This window comes from Dorea formicigenerans (genome assembly GCF_025150245.1).
Taxonomy (GTDB): Bacteria; Bacillota; Clostridia; order Lachnospirales; family Lachnospiraceae; genus Dorea; species Dorea formicigenerans.
The window spans coordinates 1,275,177-1,295,169 of sequence record NZ_CP102279.1 but is presented as its reverse complement, the minus strand read 5'-3'; the positions used below and the strand labels follow the sequence as shown (position 1 = coordinate 1,295,169).

General features: G+C 41.4%; 19 protein-coding genes, 1 tRNA gene, 1 pseudogene and 1 other annotated feature. Of the genes and pseudogenes, 1 reads left to right on the top strand and 20 read right to left on the bottom strand.

Translation table 11 applies throughout. The features are described from left to right. Nucleotides 1-87: 87 nt before the first annotated feature. The 16 genes and pseudogenes from NQ560_RS06390 to NQ560_RS06315 all read right to left on the bottom strand — a co-directional run bounded on the left by NQ560_RS06390 (nucleotide 88) and on the right by NQ560_RS06315 (nucleotide 13,676). Nucleotides 88-657, bottom strand: coding sequence for a TetR/AcrR family transcriptional regulator C-terminal domain-containing protein (locus NQ560_RS06390; protein WP_005331557.1), 570 nt, complete (start codon nucleotides 655-657; stop codon nucleotides 88-90). Next, nucleotides 638-763, bottom strand: a pseudogene (locus NQ560_RS15760) (carbohydrate kinase); the annotation flags it as partial. The gene NQ560_RS06390 and the pseudogene NQ560_RS15760, both read right to left, overlap by 20 nt. A gap of 281 nt (nucleotides 764-1,044) precedes the next feature. Continuing rightward, a complete protein-coding gene (locus NQ560_RS06380; protein WP_005331563.1) occupies nucleotides 1,045-2,070 on the bottom strand; it encodes a branched-chain amino acid aminotransferase in 1,026 nt (341 codons plus the stop codon). Nucleotides 2,071-2,179: 109 nt separating this feature from the next. Beyond that, entirely contained in the window at nucleotides 2,180-2,698 is a 519-nt protein-coding gene (gene ilvN, locus NQ560_RS06375; RefSeq protein WP_005331564.1) for an acetolactate synthase small subunit, read from the bottom strand. Between the two features lie 16 nt (nucleotides 2,699-2,714). Continuing rightward, nucleotides 2,715-4,442 (bottom strand): biosynthetic-type acetolactate synthase large subunit, encoded by a 1,728-nt coding sequence (ilvB, locus tag NQ560_RS06370; protein ID WP_005331565.1) that lies wholly within the window; start codon nucleotides 4,440-4,442, stop codon nucleotides 2,715-2,717. 102 nt (nucleotides 4,443-4,544) lie between these two features. After that, nucleotides 4,545-4,846 (bottom strand) — a binding site (T-box leader). 90 nt (nucleotides 4,847-4,936) lie between these two features. Beyond that, the gene (locus NQ560_RS06365; RefSeq protein ID WP_005331566.1) at nucleotides 4,937-6,139 is read right to left on the bottom strand and encodes a glycosyltransferase family 4 protein; all 1,203 of its coding nucleotides are present in this window, start codon (nucleotides 6,137-6,139) and stop codon (nucleotides 4,937-4,939) included. Beyond that, nucleotides 6,136-6,627 (bottom strand): dihydrofolate reductase, encoded by a 492-nt coding sequence (locus tag NQ560_RS06360; RefSeq protein WP_005331567.1) that lies wholly within the window; start codon nucleotides 6,625-6,627, stop codon nucleotides 6,136-6,138. The genes NQ560_RS06365 and NQ560_RS06360 overlap by 4 nt, the downstream gene beginning before the upstream one ends. Before the next feature lie 38 nt (nucleotides 6,628-6,665). Then, nucleotides 6,666-7,514 carry a thymidylate synthase gene (gene thyA, locus NQ560_RS06355; RefSeq protein WP_022279805.1) on the bottom strand — a complete coding sequence of 283 codons (849 nt, stop codon included), beginning with the start codon at nucleotides 7,512-7,514 and terminating at the stop codon, nucleotides 6,666-6,668. Nucleotides 7,515-7,660: 146 nt separating this feature from the next. After that, nucleotides 7,661-7,939, bottom strand: a complete 279-nt coding sequence (locus tag NQ560_RS06350) for a DUF2325 domain-containing protein (RefSeq protein WP_029731900.1) — start codon at nucleotides 7,937-7,939, stop codon at nucleotides 7,661-7,663. A gap of 102 nt (nucleotides 7,940-8,041) precedes the next feature. Beyond that, the gene (locus NQ560_RS06345) at nucleotides 8,042-8,467 is read right to left on the bottom strand and encodes a flavodoxin (protein WP_005331570.1); all 426 of its coding nucleotides are present in this window, start codon (nucleotides 8,465-8,467) and stop codon (nucleotides 8,042-8,044) included. A 41-nt stretch (nucleotides 8,468-8,508) separates the two neighbouring features. Further along, a complete protein-coding gene (locus NQ560_RS06340; protein WP_005331571.1) occupies nucleotides 8,509-9,108 on the bottom strand; it encodes a DUF3793 family protein in 600 nt (199 codons plus the stop codon). 145 nt (nucleotides 9,109-9,253) lie between these two features. Next, a complete protein-coding gene (locus tag NQ560_RS06335; protein ID WP_005331573.1) occupies nucleotides 9,254-9,685 on the bottom strand; it encodes a MarR family winged helix-turn-helix transcriptional regulator in 432 nt (143 codons plus the stop codon). Nucleotides 9,686-9,737: 52 nt separating this feature from the next. Next, nucleotides 9,738-11,096, bottom strand: a complete 1,359-nt coding sequence (locus NQ560_RS06330) for an MATE family efflux transporter (RefSeq protein WP_187116429.1) — start codon at nucleotides 11,094-11,096, stop codon at nucleotides 9,738-9,740. Nucleotides 11,097-11,118: 22 nt separating this feature from the next. Further along, the gene (locus tag NQ560_RS06325) at nucleotides 11,119-12,411 is read right to left on the bottom strand and encodes a homoserine dehydrogenase (protein WP_005331575.1); all 1,293 of its coding nucleotides are present in this window, start codon (nucleotides 12,409-12,411) and stop codon (nucleotides 11,119-11,121) included. Between the two features lie 18 nt (nucleotides 12,412-12,429). After that, on the bottom strand, nucleotides 12,430-13,374 hold the full coding sequence (locus tag NQ560_RS06320; RefSeq protein WP_005331576.1) for a magnesium transporter CorA family protein: 945 nt from the start codon (nucleotides 13,372-13,374) through the stop codon (nucleotides 12,430-12,432). Between the two features lie 229 nt (nucleotides 13,375-13,603). Beyond that, nucleotides 13,604-13,676: transfer RNA gene (locus tag NQ560_RS06315), tRNA-Gly, on the bottom strand. Nucleotides 13,677-14,003: 327 nt separating this feature from the next. On the opposite strand from NQ560_RS06315, the gene NQ560_RS06310 reads away from it, so the two are divergent. Then, a complete protein-coding gene (locus tag NQ560_RS06310; RefSeq protein ID WP_005331577.1) occupies nucleotides 14,004-14,720 on the top strand; it encodes a hypothetical protein in 717 nt (238 codons plus the stop codon). A gap of 75 nt (nucleotides 14,721-14,795) precedes the next feature. Here NQ560_RS06310 and aspS read toward each other — a convergent pair whose 3' ends face one another. Genes aspS through NQ560_RS06290 form a run of 4 tightly spaced genes read right to left on the bottom strand, consistent with a single transcriptional unit; the run spans nucleotide 14,796 to nucleotide 19,985 of the window. Then, a complete protein-coding gene (gene aspS, locus NQ560_RS06305) occupies nucleotides 14,796-16,586 on the bottom strand; it encodes an aspartate--tRNA ligase (RefSeq protein ID WP_005331578.1) in 1,791 nt (596 codons plus the stop codon). Nucleotides 16,587-16,624: 38 nt separating this feature from the next. Then, nucleotides 16,625-17,896, bottom strand: coding sequence for a histidine--tRNA ligase (gene hisS, locus NQ560_RS06300; protein WP_005331579.1), 1,272 nt, complete (start codon nucleotides 17,894-17,896; stop codon nucleotides 16,625-16,627). After that, the gene (gene hemZ, locus NQ560_RS06295; RefSeq protein ID WP_005331580.1) at nucleotides 17,881-19,353 is read right to left on the bottom strand and encodes a coproporphyrinogen dehydrogenase HemZ; all 1,473 of its coding nucleotides are present in this window, start codon (nucleotides 19,351-19,353) and stop codon (nucleotides 17,881-17,883) included. Before hemZ ends, hisS begins: the two co-directional genes overlap by 16 nt. Nucleotides 19,354-19,355: 2 nt before the next feature. Then, nucleotides 19,356-19,985: an MBL fold metallo-hydrolase gene (locus tag NQ560_RS06290; protein WP_040015333.1), complete on the bottom strand. Its 630-nt coding sequence runs from the start codon at nucleotides 19,983-19,985 to the stop codon at nucleotides 19,356-19,358. Nucleotides 19,986-19,993: the final 8 nt, after the last annotated feature.

Below are 19,993 nucleotides of genomic sequence, written 5' to 3'. Positions count from 1 at the left end.
TGACATAATTTGCTTTTATGTTTTTATTTTAACAATGTTATTAAAAAAATGAAAGTTACAAAATTATGAAAATGTAACGTGACCGGATCATAAAAGATCCAGTCTTTCAAACACCCCCGCCAGTTCTTCCGGCATTGCTTTCACGAGATCTGCTGCCAGTTCCTCCGGCGTGCGTTTCACCCTTCCAAACACCCATTGTACAGTCATGTAAATAGAACCCTGGCAATACATTTCCAGCAGAAATTTTAAATCTTCCGACAATGGCTTTCCGGATTTTTCCTGGATCCGGTCTGAATAAAATGCCAGGATCAGTTCAAAATCATGGTCTCTCAGACAGTTCTGATCATCAGATTTAAATGCCATTTTAAAGAAAAGTTTCTCTTTCTGAATATACTGAAATTTTTTCACCAGTCCTTCATAGATGGTTTCGCCTTCTCCCATATGTTCAAAGGATTCCAGAAGGATCTTATCAAAATACCAGTTAACCAGGTCATATTTATCCTGAAAATGCCGGTAAAATGTTTGTCTGGTCGTTCCGCACGCATCTACGATTTCCTTTACCGTAATCTTCTCCACCGATGTCGTCTTCATGCAGACTTTCACAGCTTCCGCCAGGCGATATTTCATTTCTTCTGACTTACACTCCTCTTTGCACATGCAAAATCTCCTCTAACTTGGGCATTACCCGAAGCGCCCCTTTTCTTGTTGTTACAATAGATGCTGCTGCATTGGCAAACTCCAGCATCTCTCCAAGTTCCTTTTCATTTCTTGCCCATAGATAACAGAATCAATGGAATATGATACTTTTCCATCAAAAGCAGAATCCCCGCATCATGCCCGCTCCCGGATTCCGTTAAAAGGAAAACTCCCTATATTGCGAAAAGAGCGGGACAGATTTTCGCGTTTCTGTCCCGCTCCATGTGTCTTGACATTATTTTACAAAATTCTTATTTTTCCGTCAACCTCATCTCGCATATGAATCTTGTATTATCTGAAAACAATGTAGAGTCTGTGATTGTTCTTGTGCCTGGCTTTTTCTCAATCCTAGCAGATCTTACAGATCCAGCCCTCTGGTGCTTCAATGTGACCCATCTGGATTCCTGTCAATGTCTCATACAGTTTCTTTGTAACTGGTCCCATCTCTTCCATTCCACTTGGGAAGCAGATTTCTTTGCCATGATCTACAATCTTGCCAACTGGTGAAATAACTGCTGCTGTTCCACAAAGTCCACACTCTGCAAAATCTTTTACTTCATCAAGGTATACTTCTCTTTCTTCTACTTCCAGTCCAAGATAATGCTCTGCTACATACATCAGAGAACGTCTTGTAATAGAAGGAAGGATTGTAGATGACTTCGGTGTTACGACTTTATTGTCTTTTGTTACGAAGATAAAGTTTGCTCCACCTGTCTCTTCTACTTTTGTTCTTGTTGCAGCATCCAGATACATATTCTCATCGTATCCTTCTCCATGTGCTGTCACGATTGCATGAAGGCTCATTGCATAGTTAAGACCTGCTTTTACATGACCTGTTCCATGCGGTGCGGCACGATCAAAGTCTGAAACCTTAATTGTAATCGGCTTAGCGCCGCCTTTAAAGTATGGTCCAACTGGTGTAGCAAATACACGGAACTGATACTCCTCTGCAGGTTTTACTCCAATAACCGGACTGGAACCAAACATATACGGTCTTACATAAAGTGTAGCTCCTGATCCATAAGGCGGTACATATGCTGCATTAGCTGCTACGACCTGTTTGATTGCATCTACGAATCTGTCCTCTGGGAATACCGGCATCTCAAGTCTTGCTGCTGAATCAGCCATTCTTGCTGCATTTAAATCTGGACGGAAAGTTACGATATGTCCGTCTTCTGTTGTGTAAGCTTTCATTCCTTCAAAGCATGTCTGTGCATACTGAAGTACACCTGCGCACTCACTGATTGTTATGGTTGCGTCGGAGGTAAGAGTTCCTTCATCCCATGCTCCGTCTTTGTAGTTGGATACATATCTCTTATCTGTCTGCATGTAGCCAAATCCGATGTTTGACCAGTCAATGTTCTTTTTCTCCATGATAATTTCCTCCGTTCATCTATATAACTTTAATTTTTTAACTATTTTACTAACATTATTATAATACCATCATATTCAAAATTCAAGAGTGCGCTCTGTTTTTTTAGAATTATCTTTCCATCATACTAATAGACTCAATTCCAACGCTTCCTCCACGCACAACTTCAATACTCTTGAACTCTTCTTTCATCAGCTTAATAACTGCGTCATTTTTGGTTCCTGTCTGTACAAATTCCAGCAAAAGACTATCTCTTCCGTAGTCAATGACTTTTGCCTTAAACGTCTCCGCGATCTGGAAACATTCCACCTTATCCTCCGGTGTACATTTTTGAACTTTAATGTACATAATTTCTTTCATTCTTACAAAAACATCTGTAAAATCAATGACTTTAATAACCTCTACCGTACGGTTGAGCTGCTTTTTGATCTGTTCAAACGTCTCATCGTCACTGACCGTTGCTATTGTCATTCTCGACACAGTCGGATCTTCTGTTGTTCCTACAGTAAGGCTGTCCAGATTATATGACTTTCCAGAAAAGAGTCCGGAAATTTTAGACAGAACACCTACCTGATTTTCTACATAAAGTGATATCCAGCGTTTTTTCATTCCATTATTTGTTCCACTCATAATTTCATTCTCCCTTCTAACAATCCATGATCAGCTCTTCCAGAGTTCCGCCCGGTTTGATCATTGGGTATACAAGATCCTCCGGATCGATCATAAACTCGATAATCGTCGGTCTGTGTTTATTTTCAAGTGCTGCTCTGAATGCAGGCTCAATATCTTCTTTTTTCTCCACACGGATTCCTACTGCGCCATAACTTTCTGCCAGTTTGATAAAGTTCGGTGTATACTCCGGATATTCAAAATTCTCATCATCTGCTGCCCTTCTGCTTGCAGCACCGGATCGTAAGTTCGTCATAGAGTAACGTTTTCCATAGAATAATTTCTGCCACTGGCGAACCATTCCAAGGTTATAATTATTAAAAATACAGCTAATGATTGGAAGTTCCTCTAATACTGCTGTTGCAAGTTCCTGAATATTCATCTGCATCCCACCGTCACCGGAGATGGAAATGACCGGTACATCCGGATTACCGATTTTAGCACCAATCGCTCCCGGAAGTCCATACCCCATTGTTCCAAGTCCACCTGACATAAGAAGTCTCTTCTTCTGTGTAATCTCAGCAAACTGCGCCGTGAACATCTGATGCTGTCCTACATCAGTTACAATAATTGCTTCATCAAACATACGGTTGATCGTCTCAATAATATCCTGAGGTGTCATGATTGGTTTTTCTTTCATTTTCAGAGGATGTTCCTCTTTCCAGCTTTCAATCTGTTCCAGCCACTTTGATGTCTCATTCGGCTCTACATACTCTAACATCTTCTCGATCGCATCTTTTGCATCTGCAACAATCGGAATATCTACCTGTACATTTTTTGAAATTGCAGCTGTATCAATATCGATATGTACAATCTGTGCATTCGGTGCAAATGAATGCAGCTTTCCGGTAATTCGGTCATTGAACCTAGTTCCGATTGAAAACAGCAGATCACAATCACTGACAGCCATATTGCAGGCATATGCTCCATGCATTCCAAGATTTCCGATGTAGAGTGGGTGGTTTGTCGGAATTGCCCCGCGTCCCATTACTGTTGTTACGACCGGAATATTCGTCTTCTCCACCAATTTGGTAAATACTTCGTTTGCACGGGAAATAATCACACCTCCACCTGCTAAAAATAATGGTTTTTTTGCACGTCCAAGCATTTTGATCGCACGTTTTAACTGTCCGATATGTACGCTTGTATTCGGCTTATAACCACGGATATTAACAGTTTCCGGATATTCTGCGCTTCCAAGTTCTCCCATAACATCTTTTGGAAGATCGATAAGGACCGGACCTGGACGTCCTGTTCTTGCAATGTAAAATGCTTCTTTTAAAATTCTTCCAAGGTCTTCTCTGTTTCGCACCGTTACTCCATATTTGGTAATACTTCTTGTAATTCCTACAATGTCAACCTCTTGAAATGCATCATTTCCAATCAGATGTCTGGACACCTGACCGGTAAAGCACACAAGCGGAACACTATCATAATATGCTGTTGCAAGACCTGTTACCAAGTTCGTTGCTCCCGGACCACTTGTAACAAGGCAAACACCGACTTTTCCGGTAGATCTTGCATAGGCATCGGCCTCATGGACAAGTGCCACTTCCTGCCTTGGCAAGATTACTTTCGTAAAATCCTGCTTGTAAAGTTCGTCACTGATATCAATGGTACATGCCCCAGGATAACCGAACAGAGTATCTACTCCTTCTTCTTTTAAGGCTTTTACTAATAACTTATTGCCACTGATTTTCTTCATAAATGTCTTCCTCCTTTAACATTCCCAGATTTTGCTTCGTCATGAATATCCAACAGAGTATGCATTTCCCGTCAGATATAGAAAAACGCCCTAAGCGAAATAGCTTAGGGCGAATATACCATCCGTGTTACCACCTAAATTCAGAGAATTCTCTCTGCACTCATGTCAATACGGGAAACCATAACGATTATCCGATATTGCTCCCTTGTAACGTCGGGACAGACGTTGAAGTCTACTCAGATCATGTAACTATAGATGCTTTCTTTCAAAAGCACTATCAGCCATTCATCTTTTCGGTTCACTGCTCAGAGGCTACTTCCATAAACCCTTCATGAAAACTTACACCACCCGTCTTCTCTCTTAGCTTCCGGTATCTATGTACTCCTCCCCGTCATTGCATTTCACAAAACTGTTTTATCGAATATTTTTATATATTATAATCATAACTTTGTGTTACTGTCAATGACATTTTTCATCTGTTTTCTTGATATATTTTATGATGTCAGAGATAATACTTTCAGCACTTCGCCTGCAATTTTTGTCCAGGAAAGTCCGCTGACATCTACTTCTTTTGTTTTACCTGCCTCCACAGACTCCCAGATTCGCTGACCAATCCGCCTTTCAAAATCCGGCAGTGTCGCAGGAACTGCCTCATCCACATTACGCATCAATGGCAGTGTCACATATCTTATATCTGCCCCCGGCGCATAAGTATCAATCCATTCTTTCACTCCGGGCAAGTCTGTCATGACTACTCTGTCTCCGCATGCAAGCGCCTCAATGACCGTAAGAGGCAGTCCTTCAGAGAATGACAGAAGTGCAAAGATGTCACAGGAATTGTAGACCTTTGCCAGCTCTTTCTGTGGAAGCTTTCCTAAAAATGTCACCTTATACGGACATTTTTTCGCAAGCTCTACTATCTGCTCATACTCTTCTTCATTCCCGGCTCCTCCGGCAAGCAAAAGCTCAATCCTTTCCTTTTCATATTCCAGATAATCCAGGCTCCGGATCAGGCTTTCCACTCCTTTTTTCACCGAAATCTTTCCGGCAAATGCAATTCTTGTCACACCGTCATTCACACGCAGGCTTTCATTCTTGAAAATATGGCTGTTATACCCCATTCCAATCACCTGTATTTTTTCTTTCGGCACATCATAAATATCCTGAATGGTCCGCTTCTGCTCTGCATGCAGTGCAAAAATCCGATCAAGTCTTCGAATCTGCCCCGTAATGTACTCCCGTTCCAAATCTGTCTTCTGCATCTGCCGCAAATCTGTATTATGGCAAAAGCCAAAGACCTTCCGGTCTGGAAAATGTTCCCGTACGATGGCAGTCAAAAGATAAAGATGATGGCACAAAATCAGATCCGGATTCAAATCTCTTACTGCCTCATCCAGCTGTTTCAAAAAACTTTCTTTGAATGCCGCTTCCATCTTTGGTGTCATATCCCGGTATCTGGTACTCGGATATGGCATCTCGTCTGACATTCCTACAATCGGAAAGCTCAGTTTCCCCTGTTCAAAATATACCGGATAAAATGTGACCCGATCCGGTACCGGAGTTTCCTCCTCAGGATACACACCGGCTACCAGTGCCTGTGTGTGTCCCTTATTTGCAAATTCCTTCATAAGCTCCGACAGAAAAATTCCACTGCCGGTGCTGTTCGGTTTCTGCGCTGTTACATTTAAAATTCTCATGATACCCTCTCGTAAATTGTAAATACATACTCCAGATCAAAATACGTCTGCTCATCACTGATCTTGGTCATCTGCCACTGTGGGTCCTGATCCAGATCCGGGAAAAATGTATCCGCCTGATAAGCGTGATCGATCTTTGTAATATATGCCGTCTTACAGTATGGCAGAAGCTGTCTGTAAATGCTCTCTCCCCCGATCACAAAAATATCTTCATCGTTATATTTTTTCAGTTCTTCCACCATTTCGTCAATGCTGTGGACCACAACAGTTCCTTTCACATTGTATTTTTTATCTGATGTCAGAACAACATTGACTCGGTTCTTTAAAGGCTGTCCGCCCGGAAAACTTTCCAATGTCTTTCTTCCCATGGCAACGACCTTCCCCTTTGTCGTCTCACGGAAGAACTTCATGTCCTGCGGAATACTTACAAGTAACTTATTGTCCATTCCAATTGCCCAATTCTTATCCACTGCCACAATCAAATTCATGCCGGTTTCCCCCTGTTTTTTATTACTTTATTTTTATCTTAAACTGCCACCGGAATATTTTTAATCTGCTCATGTGTCTCATAATCGATCAGTTTCACATCATCCGGTGTAAAATCATAGAAATTCTTCACTTCCGGATTTAACCAGAACTTCGGTGCCGGAAGCGGCTCTCTTTTTATTAATTCCTCCACGAGCGGAATATGGCGGTCATAAATATGTGCATCTGCAATCACATGTACCAGTTCCCCGACTTCCATATCACACACCTGTGCCAACATATGAAGAAGCACTGCATACTGACATACATTCCAGTTATTCGCAGTGAGTACATCATTGGATCTCTGATTGAGCATTCCATTCAGCGAAAGCTTCTCATGTCCTTCTTTTTTCGTAACATTAAATGTCATACTGTACGCACACGGGTACAGGTTCATCTCATGAAGATCCTGATGTACATAAATATTCGTCATGATCCTTCTGCTGTACGGATTGTTCTTCAGATCATAGATCACACGGTCTACCTGATCGAACATTCCCTCCTTGTACTGATGTTTTACGGACATCTGGTATCCATAGGCTTTTCCAATCGATCCATCTTCATCTGCCCAACTGTCCCAGATATGACTGTTCAGATCATGAATGTTGTTCGATTTCTTCTGCCATATCCATAAAAGTTCATCTGTACAGCTCTTAATCGCAGTTCTTCTAAGTGTCAGTGCCGGAAATTCCTTAGACAGATCATACCGGTTTACCACACAGAATTTCTTTACTGTATAAGCCGGTGTTTTATCCTCCCACACCGGGCGCACTTTTTCCCCTCTTGTGTCTGTTCCATTGTCGATGATGTCGCGGCACATATCTATAAATACCTGATCGGCATAACTCATTTGCCTTTCCTCCTGCATTCTTATCATTTATTGCTTTGTAGCATCAAACCATTTGATTATTGTACCATGAATTGCATACAAAAAAAAGAGGAATGCAATGTTATTTTTTTACATTCCTCTTTTTATTTTGTGAAAACATATCCTTATTAACAGCAGCCCTGAAGTACATTTTCCAATGCACTTGCGCTACTGGAATGTGCACGCTCCACGCGGATATTGTAACGCTCTGCTTCTTTCAATGCACAATGTACCATTTTATGTGCCACAGTTGATGTGAATAAGATGATCAGATCTGGCTGTCCGATCTGTGTCTTCAGATTACCGGACATTCTCGTGAATACTTTTGCTTTACATTTATGCTTTTTACAGATCTGCTTGTACTGCTGTTCCATTCTTTCATTGCCGCCAATGATTACTACACTCATTTTTATCACCTGTCCTTTTAGCAATGCCACAGACCACGAATATTTCAGCATAATTTATGTCTTGCTTTCTTCCATTCCTGATCTGCTATATCCTGTTCCATATTAATCAACAAGTTTTGCTCCTGCCGCCTTGCATGCATCCAAATCATCACTTCCCGGTGTCTCATTTGCGATTACGCCTTCTGGTTCTGCCATCTTGGCTCCGGCTGCCGTCATACGTTCTACCCAGCTTCTCATCCATTCTCCGTCTCCCCAACCATAGGATCCGAATAACAAAATCTTCTTTCCACTTACTTTTCCTTCAAGCTCAGCTACAAATGGCTCCATCTCAGACTCTTCTAACTCCTCAGCTCCCATAGCAGAGCAGCCAAGGGCAAATACATCTTCTTCTGCCAGCGCATCTACACTTGCCTGATCTACAGAGATTACATTTGCCTGTGCTCCTGCACTTTCAATTCCTTCTCCAATTGCCTCTGCCATTGCCTGTGTGTTACCTGTTCCGCTCCAATATACTACTGAAATACTCATGATTTACTATCCTCCTGCTGTTCTATTTAATCAACTATCATTTAACACGCTGCCACATATGCAATATCTCGAATGCTCTTTCCAATCAGATATTCATTTACCGCACTGGTCTTTGCCTTATCATACGCCCAGAAAATCATTTTTGCTCTCCCTGGATTGTTATAGACTTTCCAGTATCCGGAAAACAGACTGTCTTTTCCGTCTTTTTCAATGAAACATTTTACATCATCGATCGGATAATCTAAAAATGCTCCTATCTCATGCGGAAAACAGATTTCTCCATCTGAATACTGACAGACACGTTTCGAGAGACGTTCCAGCATCTTCTCCGGTTCCACGTCCTCATATCCATAGGAACCTAAAAATCCCCTGACATCTGTCCGTTTCAAATATCTGGAAAACGACTCGCGCCGGTACAAAAATACAAGACATTTTCCATGATTTCTTGTCAGAATTTTAAATTTGATCCCTGTTCCTTCCAGGATTTCATAAAGCTCTCTACTGTTTTCTTCCGTAATATTCAAAATACAGGCAATCTTGATTCCTTTCAGAAACGGCGCACACTGCAGAATTAACTGAACCTGCAGACTTTTCATATTATCCATACCAGATAACATATAAGACACTACTTCCTTTGACATCGCATATCCTCATCCGTAATTGATTTTGATTATCATTTGCATGTTTATAATATCATAGTAGTTAGTTTAATGCAACTGTTTTAAATGATTGTCTTTTATCAAAAAAGGCACCATGCATTTTCATACATGATACCTTTTATATTTCCTACGGCTCTGCAATATTATACAATACTTTGTTCAGCATCTTCTCCAAAGCCTCAATTTCTTTTTTATTCATTCCGATTGTCAGCATCTTATCCAGCTTCCGTCTCTGATTCTCCATGCGTCTCTGGATATCGTAAGCTTTCTCCGTCAGGTAAATGTTCTTGCAGCGCTTATCCGTATTACTTGGAACTGATAAGATATATCCCTTTTCGTCCAGCCGTTTCAGCAGACCGGTCACGGTAGGATTTCTGAGATTCAATCCTTTTTCAATGTCCCTCTGTGTCACTTCTTCTTTCTCACAGTCGAACAGATAATCCAGTACTGCACACTGTGATGCGGTAATGCCAAGCGTACGCAGCCGGTTATTAAATTCCTTCTCATACACATTATTTATCTGCTTGAACATAAATCCTATCGTTCTCTTCTTTTGCATACGCCTTATCCTTTCTTTTAATCCCAGATCCTGACAACCTTCTCTTTACTTATCAGCTCATCTTTTTTATCTCACTTCTCGCAAGCACAATTGCAACTACTGCTGCCGTTCCGTCCGCAATCGGACCTGCATACATTACACCATCAATTCCGATAAATATCGGGAATATAATAATGAGTGGCAAAAGAAATAATATCTGTCTCGTCAGAGACACAACTGCTCCCTTTGTAGCTTTTCCGATTGCAGTGAAAAACTGTGAGCAGACCGGGTGGATTCCATTTACAAACGTCATAAACATATAAATGCGGAAATACCTCTCTGCAAACCGGAAATATTCTTCGCTTCCATTTCCGAAAATACTGACGATCTGTCTTGGAAATACTTGAAAGCACACAAAACAGATACCGCCGACCGCAAGCGCTATCTGCATGGATCGCTTATATGTGTGTCTGACTCTCACATAATTGCCTGCTCCATAATTAAAACCCCAGATTGGCTGGCATCCCTGGGCAAGACCGATACAGATTGCCATAAACACCATATTGACTTTTGCAATTACACCGACACACGCCAGTGGAATATCTGATCCATATACAGAAAGAGAACCATAATATCTCAATGTATTATTTAACACGATCTGCACGATTGCCATAGCTATCTGATTGATGCATGAAGCCATACCAAGTGTGAGAATGCCTTTGATATACATTCCACGGGGCTTTAGCATCTCCACTGTCAGTCCCATCTTTTTAAAACGTACAAAATACACAATTACCAGACACCCAGACGCGATCTGACCGATTACAGTTGCCCATGCAGCTCCTTTAATTCCCCAATGGAATCCAAAAATAAACAGTGGATCCAGAATCGTATTGATGATTGCCCCCGTAAGCATACAAGTCATAGAATAAGTCGGGCTTCTGTCTGCACGGATCAGATGATTCCCCCCTGTCGTCAGAATCAGAAAAGGAATTCCAAATGCTGTAATCCCTGTATAATCCTGTGCATAAGGCAGGACGTCTTTTGTAACACCGAATACATGAAGCAGCGGATCTAAGAACAATAATACGATGACCGCGATCGTCACACCGCAAAGCATCAGCATTACAAGTCCTGTCCCTGCATACCTGCACGCACATTCCTGCTCTCCTGCCCCCGAGGACAGATTAAAATTTGAAGCACTTCCAATCCCAAGAAGCAATGCCGTTGCAGTACAAATAATCGTAATTGGAAATGCGATATTAGTCGCTGCATTTCCAAGAAGTCCTACACCTTGTCCAATAAATATCTGGTCTACAATATTATAAAGCGAGCTGACCAGCATACTGATGATTGCCGGGATGGAGAATTTTAATATCAACCGCTCGACCTTCTCTGTTGCAAGCGGATTGACCTTTACACTTTCTTCCAAACCTAAACCTCCAATATTTCTACTAATATTCACGAATGACACTGCTGACTTCGCGAATTGTCTCCATATCTTTGAGATGCTCCAGAGAATCCAGCATCTGGCTTTCTTTGACAGCCTCTGTTACAATAACAAGTTCAGCTACATCAGAGTTCTCGCACTGTTCCTTCTGCATGACTTTTGTAATGCTGACCTTGTGAACACCAAATACCATGGCAATGGAAGCCAGAACTCCAGGTTTATTCTCCACCTGCATACGGAGGAAAAATTTATTTTTCACATTCTTAAAATTCTTGACTGGTGTTGTCCGATAACAGGTACAACTGATTCTTCCGGTACAATGATACTGCGTGTCACGCACTACGTCGATCACATCTCCGACAACTGCACTGGCAGTCGGGAACTCTCCAGCACCACGTCCATAGAACATTACATCTCCAACTGCATCTCCATGCACAAATACGGCATTGAAAGAATCTCTGACAGATGCCAGTGGGTGATTCTGCGAAATCATCATTGGATAAACACCCACTTCAATTCCATCTTCTGTATTATGAGCCACGCCAAGTAATTTGATAACATTGCCAAATTCTTTTGCATATGCTATGTCTCTTGAAGAAATCTTTGTAATTCCCTCTGTATATACATCCTTGAACACAACTCTGGAATGAAATGCGATGGAAGCCAGAATTGCTGCTTTACGTCCGGCATCTAATCCTTCAATATCTGCTGTCGGGTCCGCCTCTGCATATCCAAGCTCTGTCGCTTTTGCCAATGCTTCATCAAAATCCATATTGTCTTCAAACATCTTTGTCAGGATATAGTTTGTTGTACCATTCATGATTCCAATGACTTCATCAATCTCATTTGCCGCCAGGCATTGCTTTAACGGACGGATGATCGGGATTCCTCCGGCTACTGCAGCCTCAAACAGAAAATCCACACCATGCTCTTCTGCTGCATCCAGAAGTTCTTTTCCGTGCTCAGCAATCAGATCTTTATTAGCAGACACAACATTTTTCCCTGCATTTAAAGCATCCAGAATCATGGTTCTTGCCGGCTCAATTCCACCCATCACCTCAATTACGAGTTGGATCTCATCATTATCAATAATATCTCTCCAGTTATCGGTAAGAAGAGATGGATCCACACCTTCACGCTTTTTCTCCATATTGTGTACAAGAATCTTTACAATCTCAACATCTGCTCCTGCCTTTTTACAAAACTCCTCTTTTTGCTTTTCAATTAACTTATATACCCCACTTCCAACTGTTCCCAGTCCTAAAAGTCCGATTTTTATCTTGTGCGGTTTGCTCATTCCTGTTCTCCTCCTGCTTTATAACATTTTTTTCTTTTTAAAGTAAATACATTCCGCAATAATTACTACGATTGATATTATGATGACACAAATATATCCATATTGCCAGTGAAGTTCTTGCATATTATAAAAGTTCATTCCATACCACCCGGTAATCAATGTCAATGGCATAAATATTGTCGTCACTACTGTCAGAAAATTCATAACTCTATTTTGCTGCAAGGTAATCTGGGTCTGATAAATTTCACGGATCTGCTGAGTATACTCTTTCATCTCCGCGGCATACTGATGCAAACGCTCAGTTCTATGAACATAACGCTCCCAACCCATTTCTTCATCCTGGATTTCATTTCTGTTCATATAAAGCTGCATATGCTCACCCATATTGGTCATCTGATCATAAGAAACCATCAGTTCCGAAAAATGTTTCCGATACTTCATAATTCTTTCATCCAGATGTTTCTGGACATGTCCAATTACATTTTCTTCGATTTTCTCCAGTTGTTCTTCAATCTTCTGCATTCTGTACACATCATCATCAATCAGATAGTTTAAGATCATAAGCAAAACTTCATGAAGTCTGCAGTTTTTATAGACATCATTCTTCACATGTTCCATAAGAAGTTGAATCTGATTTGTTTCCTCCACAAAATAAAGAGTCTGCTTATACATGCAAAAGCCAAATACGAACATTTCATGATTTTTCAAATCTGGCACCCGCATAATTCCCTGTACACAATCATGAAACGAATCTACTTTACAGTACCTGACATGATTCATACTGTATAGAAGATTCTTCTTATGTGGAATATATTCCTTAATCTGTTCGTATTCTTTCAGATTCATAATCTGAACCTTCATAGTATCATCTATTTTTTTATCACTTATCCTCTTGTAATTTGCTTCTTGCATCCTATCCTGAATAAGCTGTCCTTTTTGCCAATCCAGAGTGTATGCTTCCATAATCTGCCTCCACTTTTTATCAACATTGTTTCTTTCTGAGATTTGACTCTCATATCATATCATAATTTTTTATTTTACGCATGTTTTTCTATCTGTAATTATTGGAATTATAGGAGAATTTTAATGCATGAACCTCGCAGCAAGAATGCCTCGGCATTCTTGAATATATAGAAAATACAAGTTATCATATACGAAAAAATCTCAATCCGAAGATTGAGATTTTTATAAGAGCGACAGACGGGGTTCGAACCCGCGACCCCGACCTTGGCAAGGTCGTACTCTACCAACTGAGCCACTGTCGCATTCATTATGTTGTTCCGTTTGTTTCTTGTGTTCCTTGGAACAATACATACTATACAGGATAATCAGACTTTTGTCAACAGCTTTTTTTAATTTTTTTCAAAATTTTTGATGCAATATATTTTATTCCATTTTTTTGCACACTTCTCATATATGAAAGTCTCTAATCTTCTTTCTTTTAATAAGACTAATCTTGGAAAATCAGTTGTTTTTTATTTTTTTTACTGTTATGATAAACAAAACGATGATTCAAGAATGCCTCGGCATTCTTGCTGCGAGATGGGAGCCATCTCCCAGCTGATATATATAATTCACATAGGAGGTTTGTTATGTCAGAGACAATTACAGAAGAAAATATAACTACAATAGATCATGCATCTGCTACAGAAACTATATCTGGTCAGAAAGATACATCTGCTGCAGAAAATGCATCTGGTCAGGAAGATACATCTGCTTCTAGCAGCACAACTATCCAGAAAGATACGTCTGCTTCTAAAAGTTCAACTATCCAGGAAGATACGTCTGCTTCTAAAAGTTCAACTATCCAGGAAGATACGTCTGCTTCCGGTAGCACAACTGCCCGGAAAAATGCATCTGTCATCAATAATACTACTGCTCCAGGAACGGAATCTGCTTATAACTTGGATTCTGAGATGGATCCGTTTGACAAAGCTGAAAAAGAGCGTGATTCCTCCGGATTTTTTGCCCGTTTTTCTGCTAAAATTGCAAATATCCACTCCCGCCGCGAAGCCAGACTTGTTCGCGATGAAATTATACTTTCCCGCATTCCAGACAAGGACTTGATGGAATACTTAAAATTAGAACAGAAGCGTCTGGAATCCCAGCAGCATGCCAGAGAAATTCGTGAAAAAAGAATCTGGATTGCATTCCAGATGACCATTGCATTAATTGCCGCTGTTCTGGTAATCTATTTCTTAAAAGACAGCCCGGCAATTCTGATCAGCATCTTATACACAGCAGGTCTTTTAATTGCATTCAATATCTGGAATAAGCACAAAGATGGACGTTCACCAAAAGATCAATAATTCAAGAAAAAATCCCATCCGGTATTCTTCAATGCGAGAATATCCGGATGGGATTTTTTCATCATTAAATAACTTTTATTCTTCCTCAGCTACTACTTCAAGTCCCAATTCATCGAGCTGTTTCTGGTCAACTTTTGTCGGAGCCTCTGTCATAAGATCTGAAGCATCTTTTACCTTCGGGAATGCTATCACGTCACGAATGCTATCCTGTTTTGCCATGAGCATAACAAGACGATCCAGTCCATATGCAAGTCCTGCGTGTGGCGGTACTCCATACTTGAATGCTGTCAGGAGGAATCCGAACTGCTCCTGTGCCTGCTCTGGTGTAAATCCAAGCACCTCGAACATCTTGCTCTGGATCTCAGGGTTAAAGATTCGCACACTTCCTCCACCAATCTCATTTCCATTCAGAGTAATATCGTATGCTTTTGCACGGACTCTTCCCGGATCACTGTCGATATACTGAAGATCTTCTTCCATTGGCATTGTAAATGGGTGATGCATTGCTGTGAAACGGTTCTGTTCTTCACTCCACTCAAGAAGCGGGAACTCTGTGATCCACATAAATTTGTACTCATTCTTATCTAAAAGATCCATCTGGCGTGCAAGTTCCAGACGAAGCGCACCTAATACATCCCATACAACTTTATTCTTATCTGCTGCAAAGAGAAGCAGATCACCATTCTCACCGTCCATAGCCTGAATCAAGTTCTTCTGCTCATCCTCTGTCATGAATTTTGCGAAAGACGATTTTACAGTTCCATCTTCATGGATTGCAATGTAAGCCAGTCCTTTTGCACCGTAATCCTTTGCATAATCAACCAGCTTGTCAATCTTCTTACGTGCCATTCCTCCCTGGCCTTTTGCGTTGATACCACGAACAGTACCACCATTCTCAATAGCACCCTTAAATACAACAAACTCGCTGTCTTTTACGACATCTGTCACATTGACAAGCTCCATGCCGAATCTTGTATCCGGTTTATCGGAACCGTAACGATCCATAGCCTCCTGCCATGTCATTCTCGGAATCGGAAGCGGAACTTCCACACCAAGAACTTCTTTAAACAGCATCGCAAGGAATCTTTCATTGACATCAATGACATCATCAACATCTACGAAAGACAGCTCCATATCCATCTGTGTGAACTCTGGCTGACGGTCTGCTCGAAGATCCTCGTCACGGAAACATTTTGCAATCTGGAAATATCTGTCATAACCAGAACACATTAAAAGCTGCTTAAATAGCTGTGGTGACTGTGGAAGTGCATAAAAATGTCCCTGATGAACGCGGCTTGGTACAAGGTAATCTCTTGCTCCCTCCGGTGTACTTCCGATGAGTACCGGTGTCTCAATCTCAAGGAATCCTTCATTTGCCATAAACTGACGTGCAAGTGTAGCCACCTTGCTTCTCATCATCAGATTGCGCTGCATATCCGGTCTTCTAAGATCCAGATATCTGTATTTCAGACGGACTTCTTCTTTTGTCTTAGAATTCTCCTCAATCTGGAACGGAGGTGTCTCTGACTCAGAAAGTACACGAAGCTCCTCTGGGATAATCTCAATTTCACCTGTTGCAATGTTCTCATTGACTGCACCAGATCGTTTTGCAACTTTTCCTACAACTGCAACAACATATTCACTGCGAAGCTTTGCAGCCTTCTCGATCAGTGCTGCATCTACACTTCCTTCATCAAATACAACCTGGATAATTCCGGAACGGTCTCTTACATCTACAAATACGAGACCTCCTTTATTACGATTTTTCTGTACCCAGCCCATAATGGTCGCTGTCTCGCCTACGTTAGCTGCTGACAGTTCCCCACATCTGTGGGTTCTCTTTAAGCCCTGCATTGACTCTGCCATTTTTCTATATCTCCTTTTTCACTTGTGCGTTCTATTCTCTACAGCCTGTCTACGGAATCTGCATAACAGTCTGCAATTTCTGTATATCCATCTTCTATTAGCTGCTCTTTCTGAAACTTCTTATTCTTCTTCATATTGACGATCAGCACCTGTCGTCCTGCCTCCCGGTCAGCTTTTGCAAGAGCAAGAACCTTCAACATGGCCTCTTTTGGAAGCTTCTTCTCCAGAAGATATGCCTTTTTCTGGCGTCCTCCCGGAACTTTATATCCATTTTCCAGAAGTAGCATGACAATTCTCTCAAATCCAATAGAAAATCCGCATGCCGGTGTATCCTGCCCTGTAAACTTGCCGATCATCTTATCATAACGTCCGCCTCCGGCAACAGAACCGCCAAAGTCGTCCATAGTTACCTCAAAAATTGTTCCGGTATAGTAGGACTGTCCTCTTACGAGGGTTGGTGTGAACTGAAGTTTAAAATCACACTCTTTTGCAGCTTCTACACTTGACATAATCAATTCCAGACCGTCAGCTGTCTCATCACTCAGATAATCTCCAAGCTTTTCTTTCAGGTAACGGACTCCGGATACATCAGAAGCAACCTCATCAAAAAGAGAAAGGTAGGTCTTAACACTTTCACTGGTATATCCCATCTCAATAAGCTCTGCCTCGACACCTTCCGGTCCGATCTTATCCATCTTATCCAGAACAATGAAGACTTCATCATAGTCTTCCTCTTTAAAACCACTGTAAGCAGCCATAGATTTCAATATATTACGGTCATTAATACATACAGTAAAATTCTTAAAGTCCAGTTTCCCAAGCATCGCCGTTGTAGCAAGGATCAGCTCGATTTCGGCTAGATTAGAAGCCTCTCCTAATATATCGATATCGCACTGTACGAACTGGCGGAAACGTCCTTTCTGCGGACGGTCTGCTCTCCACACACTTCCAATCTGAAGTGCTTTAAAAGGAGACGGCAGCTCATTTGCATGATTAGAATAATATCTTGCAAGCGGAACTGTCAGGTCATACCGAAGTCCTCCATCCACAAGATCATTTTCCTCTTTTGCCTCGTCAATTTTTAACTTTTCTCCACGTTTCAAAATCTTGAAGATCAGTTTTTCGTTATCTCCCCCCTGCTTGCTGCACAGGTTCTCGATATGCTCAACACATGGAGTTTCCATAGATTGGAATCCAAATGTTTTATAGGTGTCTTTAATCAGGCCGATCAGGTAATCCCGGATTTCCATCTCTGCCGGCATTACATCTTTCATACCGGTTACTGGTTTCTTCTTTAACGCCATAGCCATTCTCCTTTTCGTTCTATCATCTCGTCCACCCGGCTGATGTAAGCATCGATTGCTTTTACATTCTCCTGCCGGATCAGACTGGTTTTTTTCTTCTTTTTGCTTTCAGGATTTATGACAGGTTCTTTCAGTACGATTTTTGTAGACGCACCTGCACCTGCTGCAATAATGGATTGCTTTTCCTCCATAATTAGTATATTGTATATTCCTGCTTTGTCAACCTTTGCATAGCCCACATTTTCAAAATTTCCGGCAATATTCTTCTGACGATACAGATAATACGGAAAAAGTCCCATCTGTCGGGCTTTATTTCCTGCCATCTCTACCATCGTACCTATTTCATCTTGTATGATCGTTAATCGTTTCCCTTCTCTCTCTTCCTGGCCCATTTTAGCTGCACGTTTAATTGCAAGGGAATGTACCGTCAGATTATCAGGTCCAAGTAACGCAATCTGTCTTAGAGTGTCCTCCATATCCTCCGGTGTCTCTCCCGGAAGTCCTGCAATAATATCCATATTGATATTATCAAATCCCAGCTTTCTCGCCATATGAAATGCTTCATACACTTGTTCTACAGTATGCTTACGTCCAATTGTATCCAAGGTCTTCTGCTGCATGCTCTGAGGATTGATAGAAATTCGATTAATACCGTGATTTCGAAGCACCTGAAGTTTCTCTTTCGTAATACTGTCCGGTCGTCCGGCTTCCACCGTAAACTCCAGAAGTCCTTCCCTTACAAAATGTCTATCAATGCATGTAAGCAGCCGGTCTAACTGATCCGCATTCAAAGTTGTCGGTGTTCCACCGCCCATGTAAATGGTGTCAGCTTTTCTTCCTTCAGATATTTTCGCAATTGCTTCCAGTTCCTTCATAAGTGCAGCCAGATAGTCTTCTACCCGGTGCTCCCAGTCACCTAAGGCACCCGAACTAAACGAACAGTAACTGCAAACCGTTGGGCAGAACGGGATTCCCACATAAAGACTATAGCCATTTTCATAATCCAACTGATCCAGAAGCTTTTTTTCTCTCCCTGCAATCTGCCATGCAAGATGTGCTTTTTCTTCACTCACCAGATTCTCCTTCTGGAACCATGGAACAAACGTCTCCTGTGTCATACCTTCTTCCAGTTTTCTCATAGCAATTTTAGTCGGTCGTACTCCCATCAGGATTCCCCATGCAAGAGTTCTGCCACTTTGCTCTGACAACTTTTTGTATAACATCCGGTCGAGATATTTTTTCATTGCAGATTTCTCCGCTGGCATGTCATTTGTCTGCCTGTCTGCAATTTCAATCATCGCCTCTTTCTGCCCGTCTGTACCATCTTCTGCAAATTCCACAGTTACATAATTAGAGGCTTTTTCGTCCACCGAAGACGTAACTGTCTCCGATGGATAAAAAGCCTTCACCATATGATATGCATTATACACAAATGTCTCCTGATTGCATATAACCCGGATCATTCTTAGCCCTCCTGTACATATGGGTTGTGAAGCTTCTCATACTCTATCTTTGTCTCACCCATATGTCCCGGATAAACAATCGTATCATCCGGAAGTGCGAACAGTCGTTCTCTTACAGATCGTACGATTGCATCCTGACTGCTGTTCGGAAAATCCGTACGTCCGACAGAACGCTGGAATAAAGTATCTCCACTAAATACCGCATGTTCTACAGGCAGATAATAGCAACAGCCGCCCATCGTATGTCCCGGTGTATGAATGACTTCTATCGTCTCACCTGCCAGTTCCAGTTTTTGTCCGTCTTTTAACGGTTTTGCACCATCAAAGGAATAGCCGTTCGTGTAAGACGAAGACAGATTCAGCTCTGGATCCGTCATAATCGGAAGATCCTCTTCCTCTACATAGACCGGAATATTCCAGTTTTCCAGAATAGAATCAATTCCCATAATATGATCGAAATGTCCATGAGTCAGAAGAATTGCCACAAGGTTAAGTTTTTCTTCCTCAATGTATGCTGTAAACTTCTTAGAATGTCCACCTGGATCCACTACAACTGTATCCTTTGTCTCTTCATTTATCAAAAGGTAACAATTTGCCCCCAAAATCCCAAGGGGAAATTTCTCTATCTTCATTGCTTTTT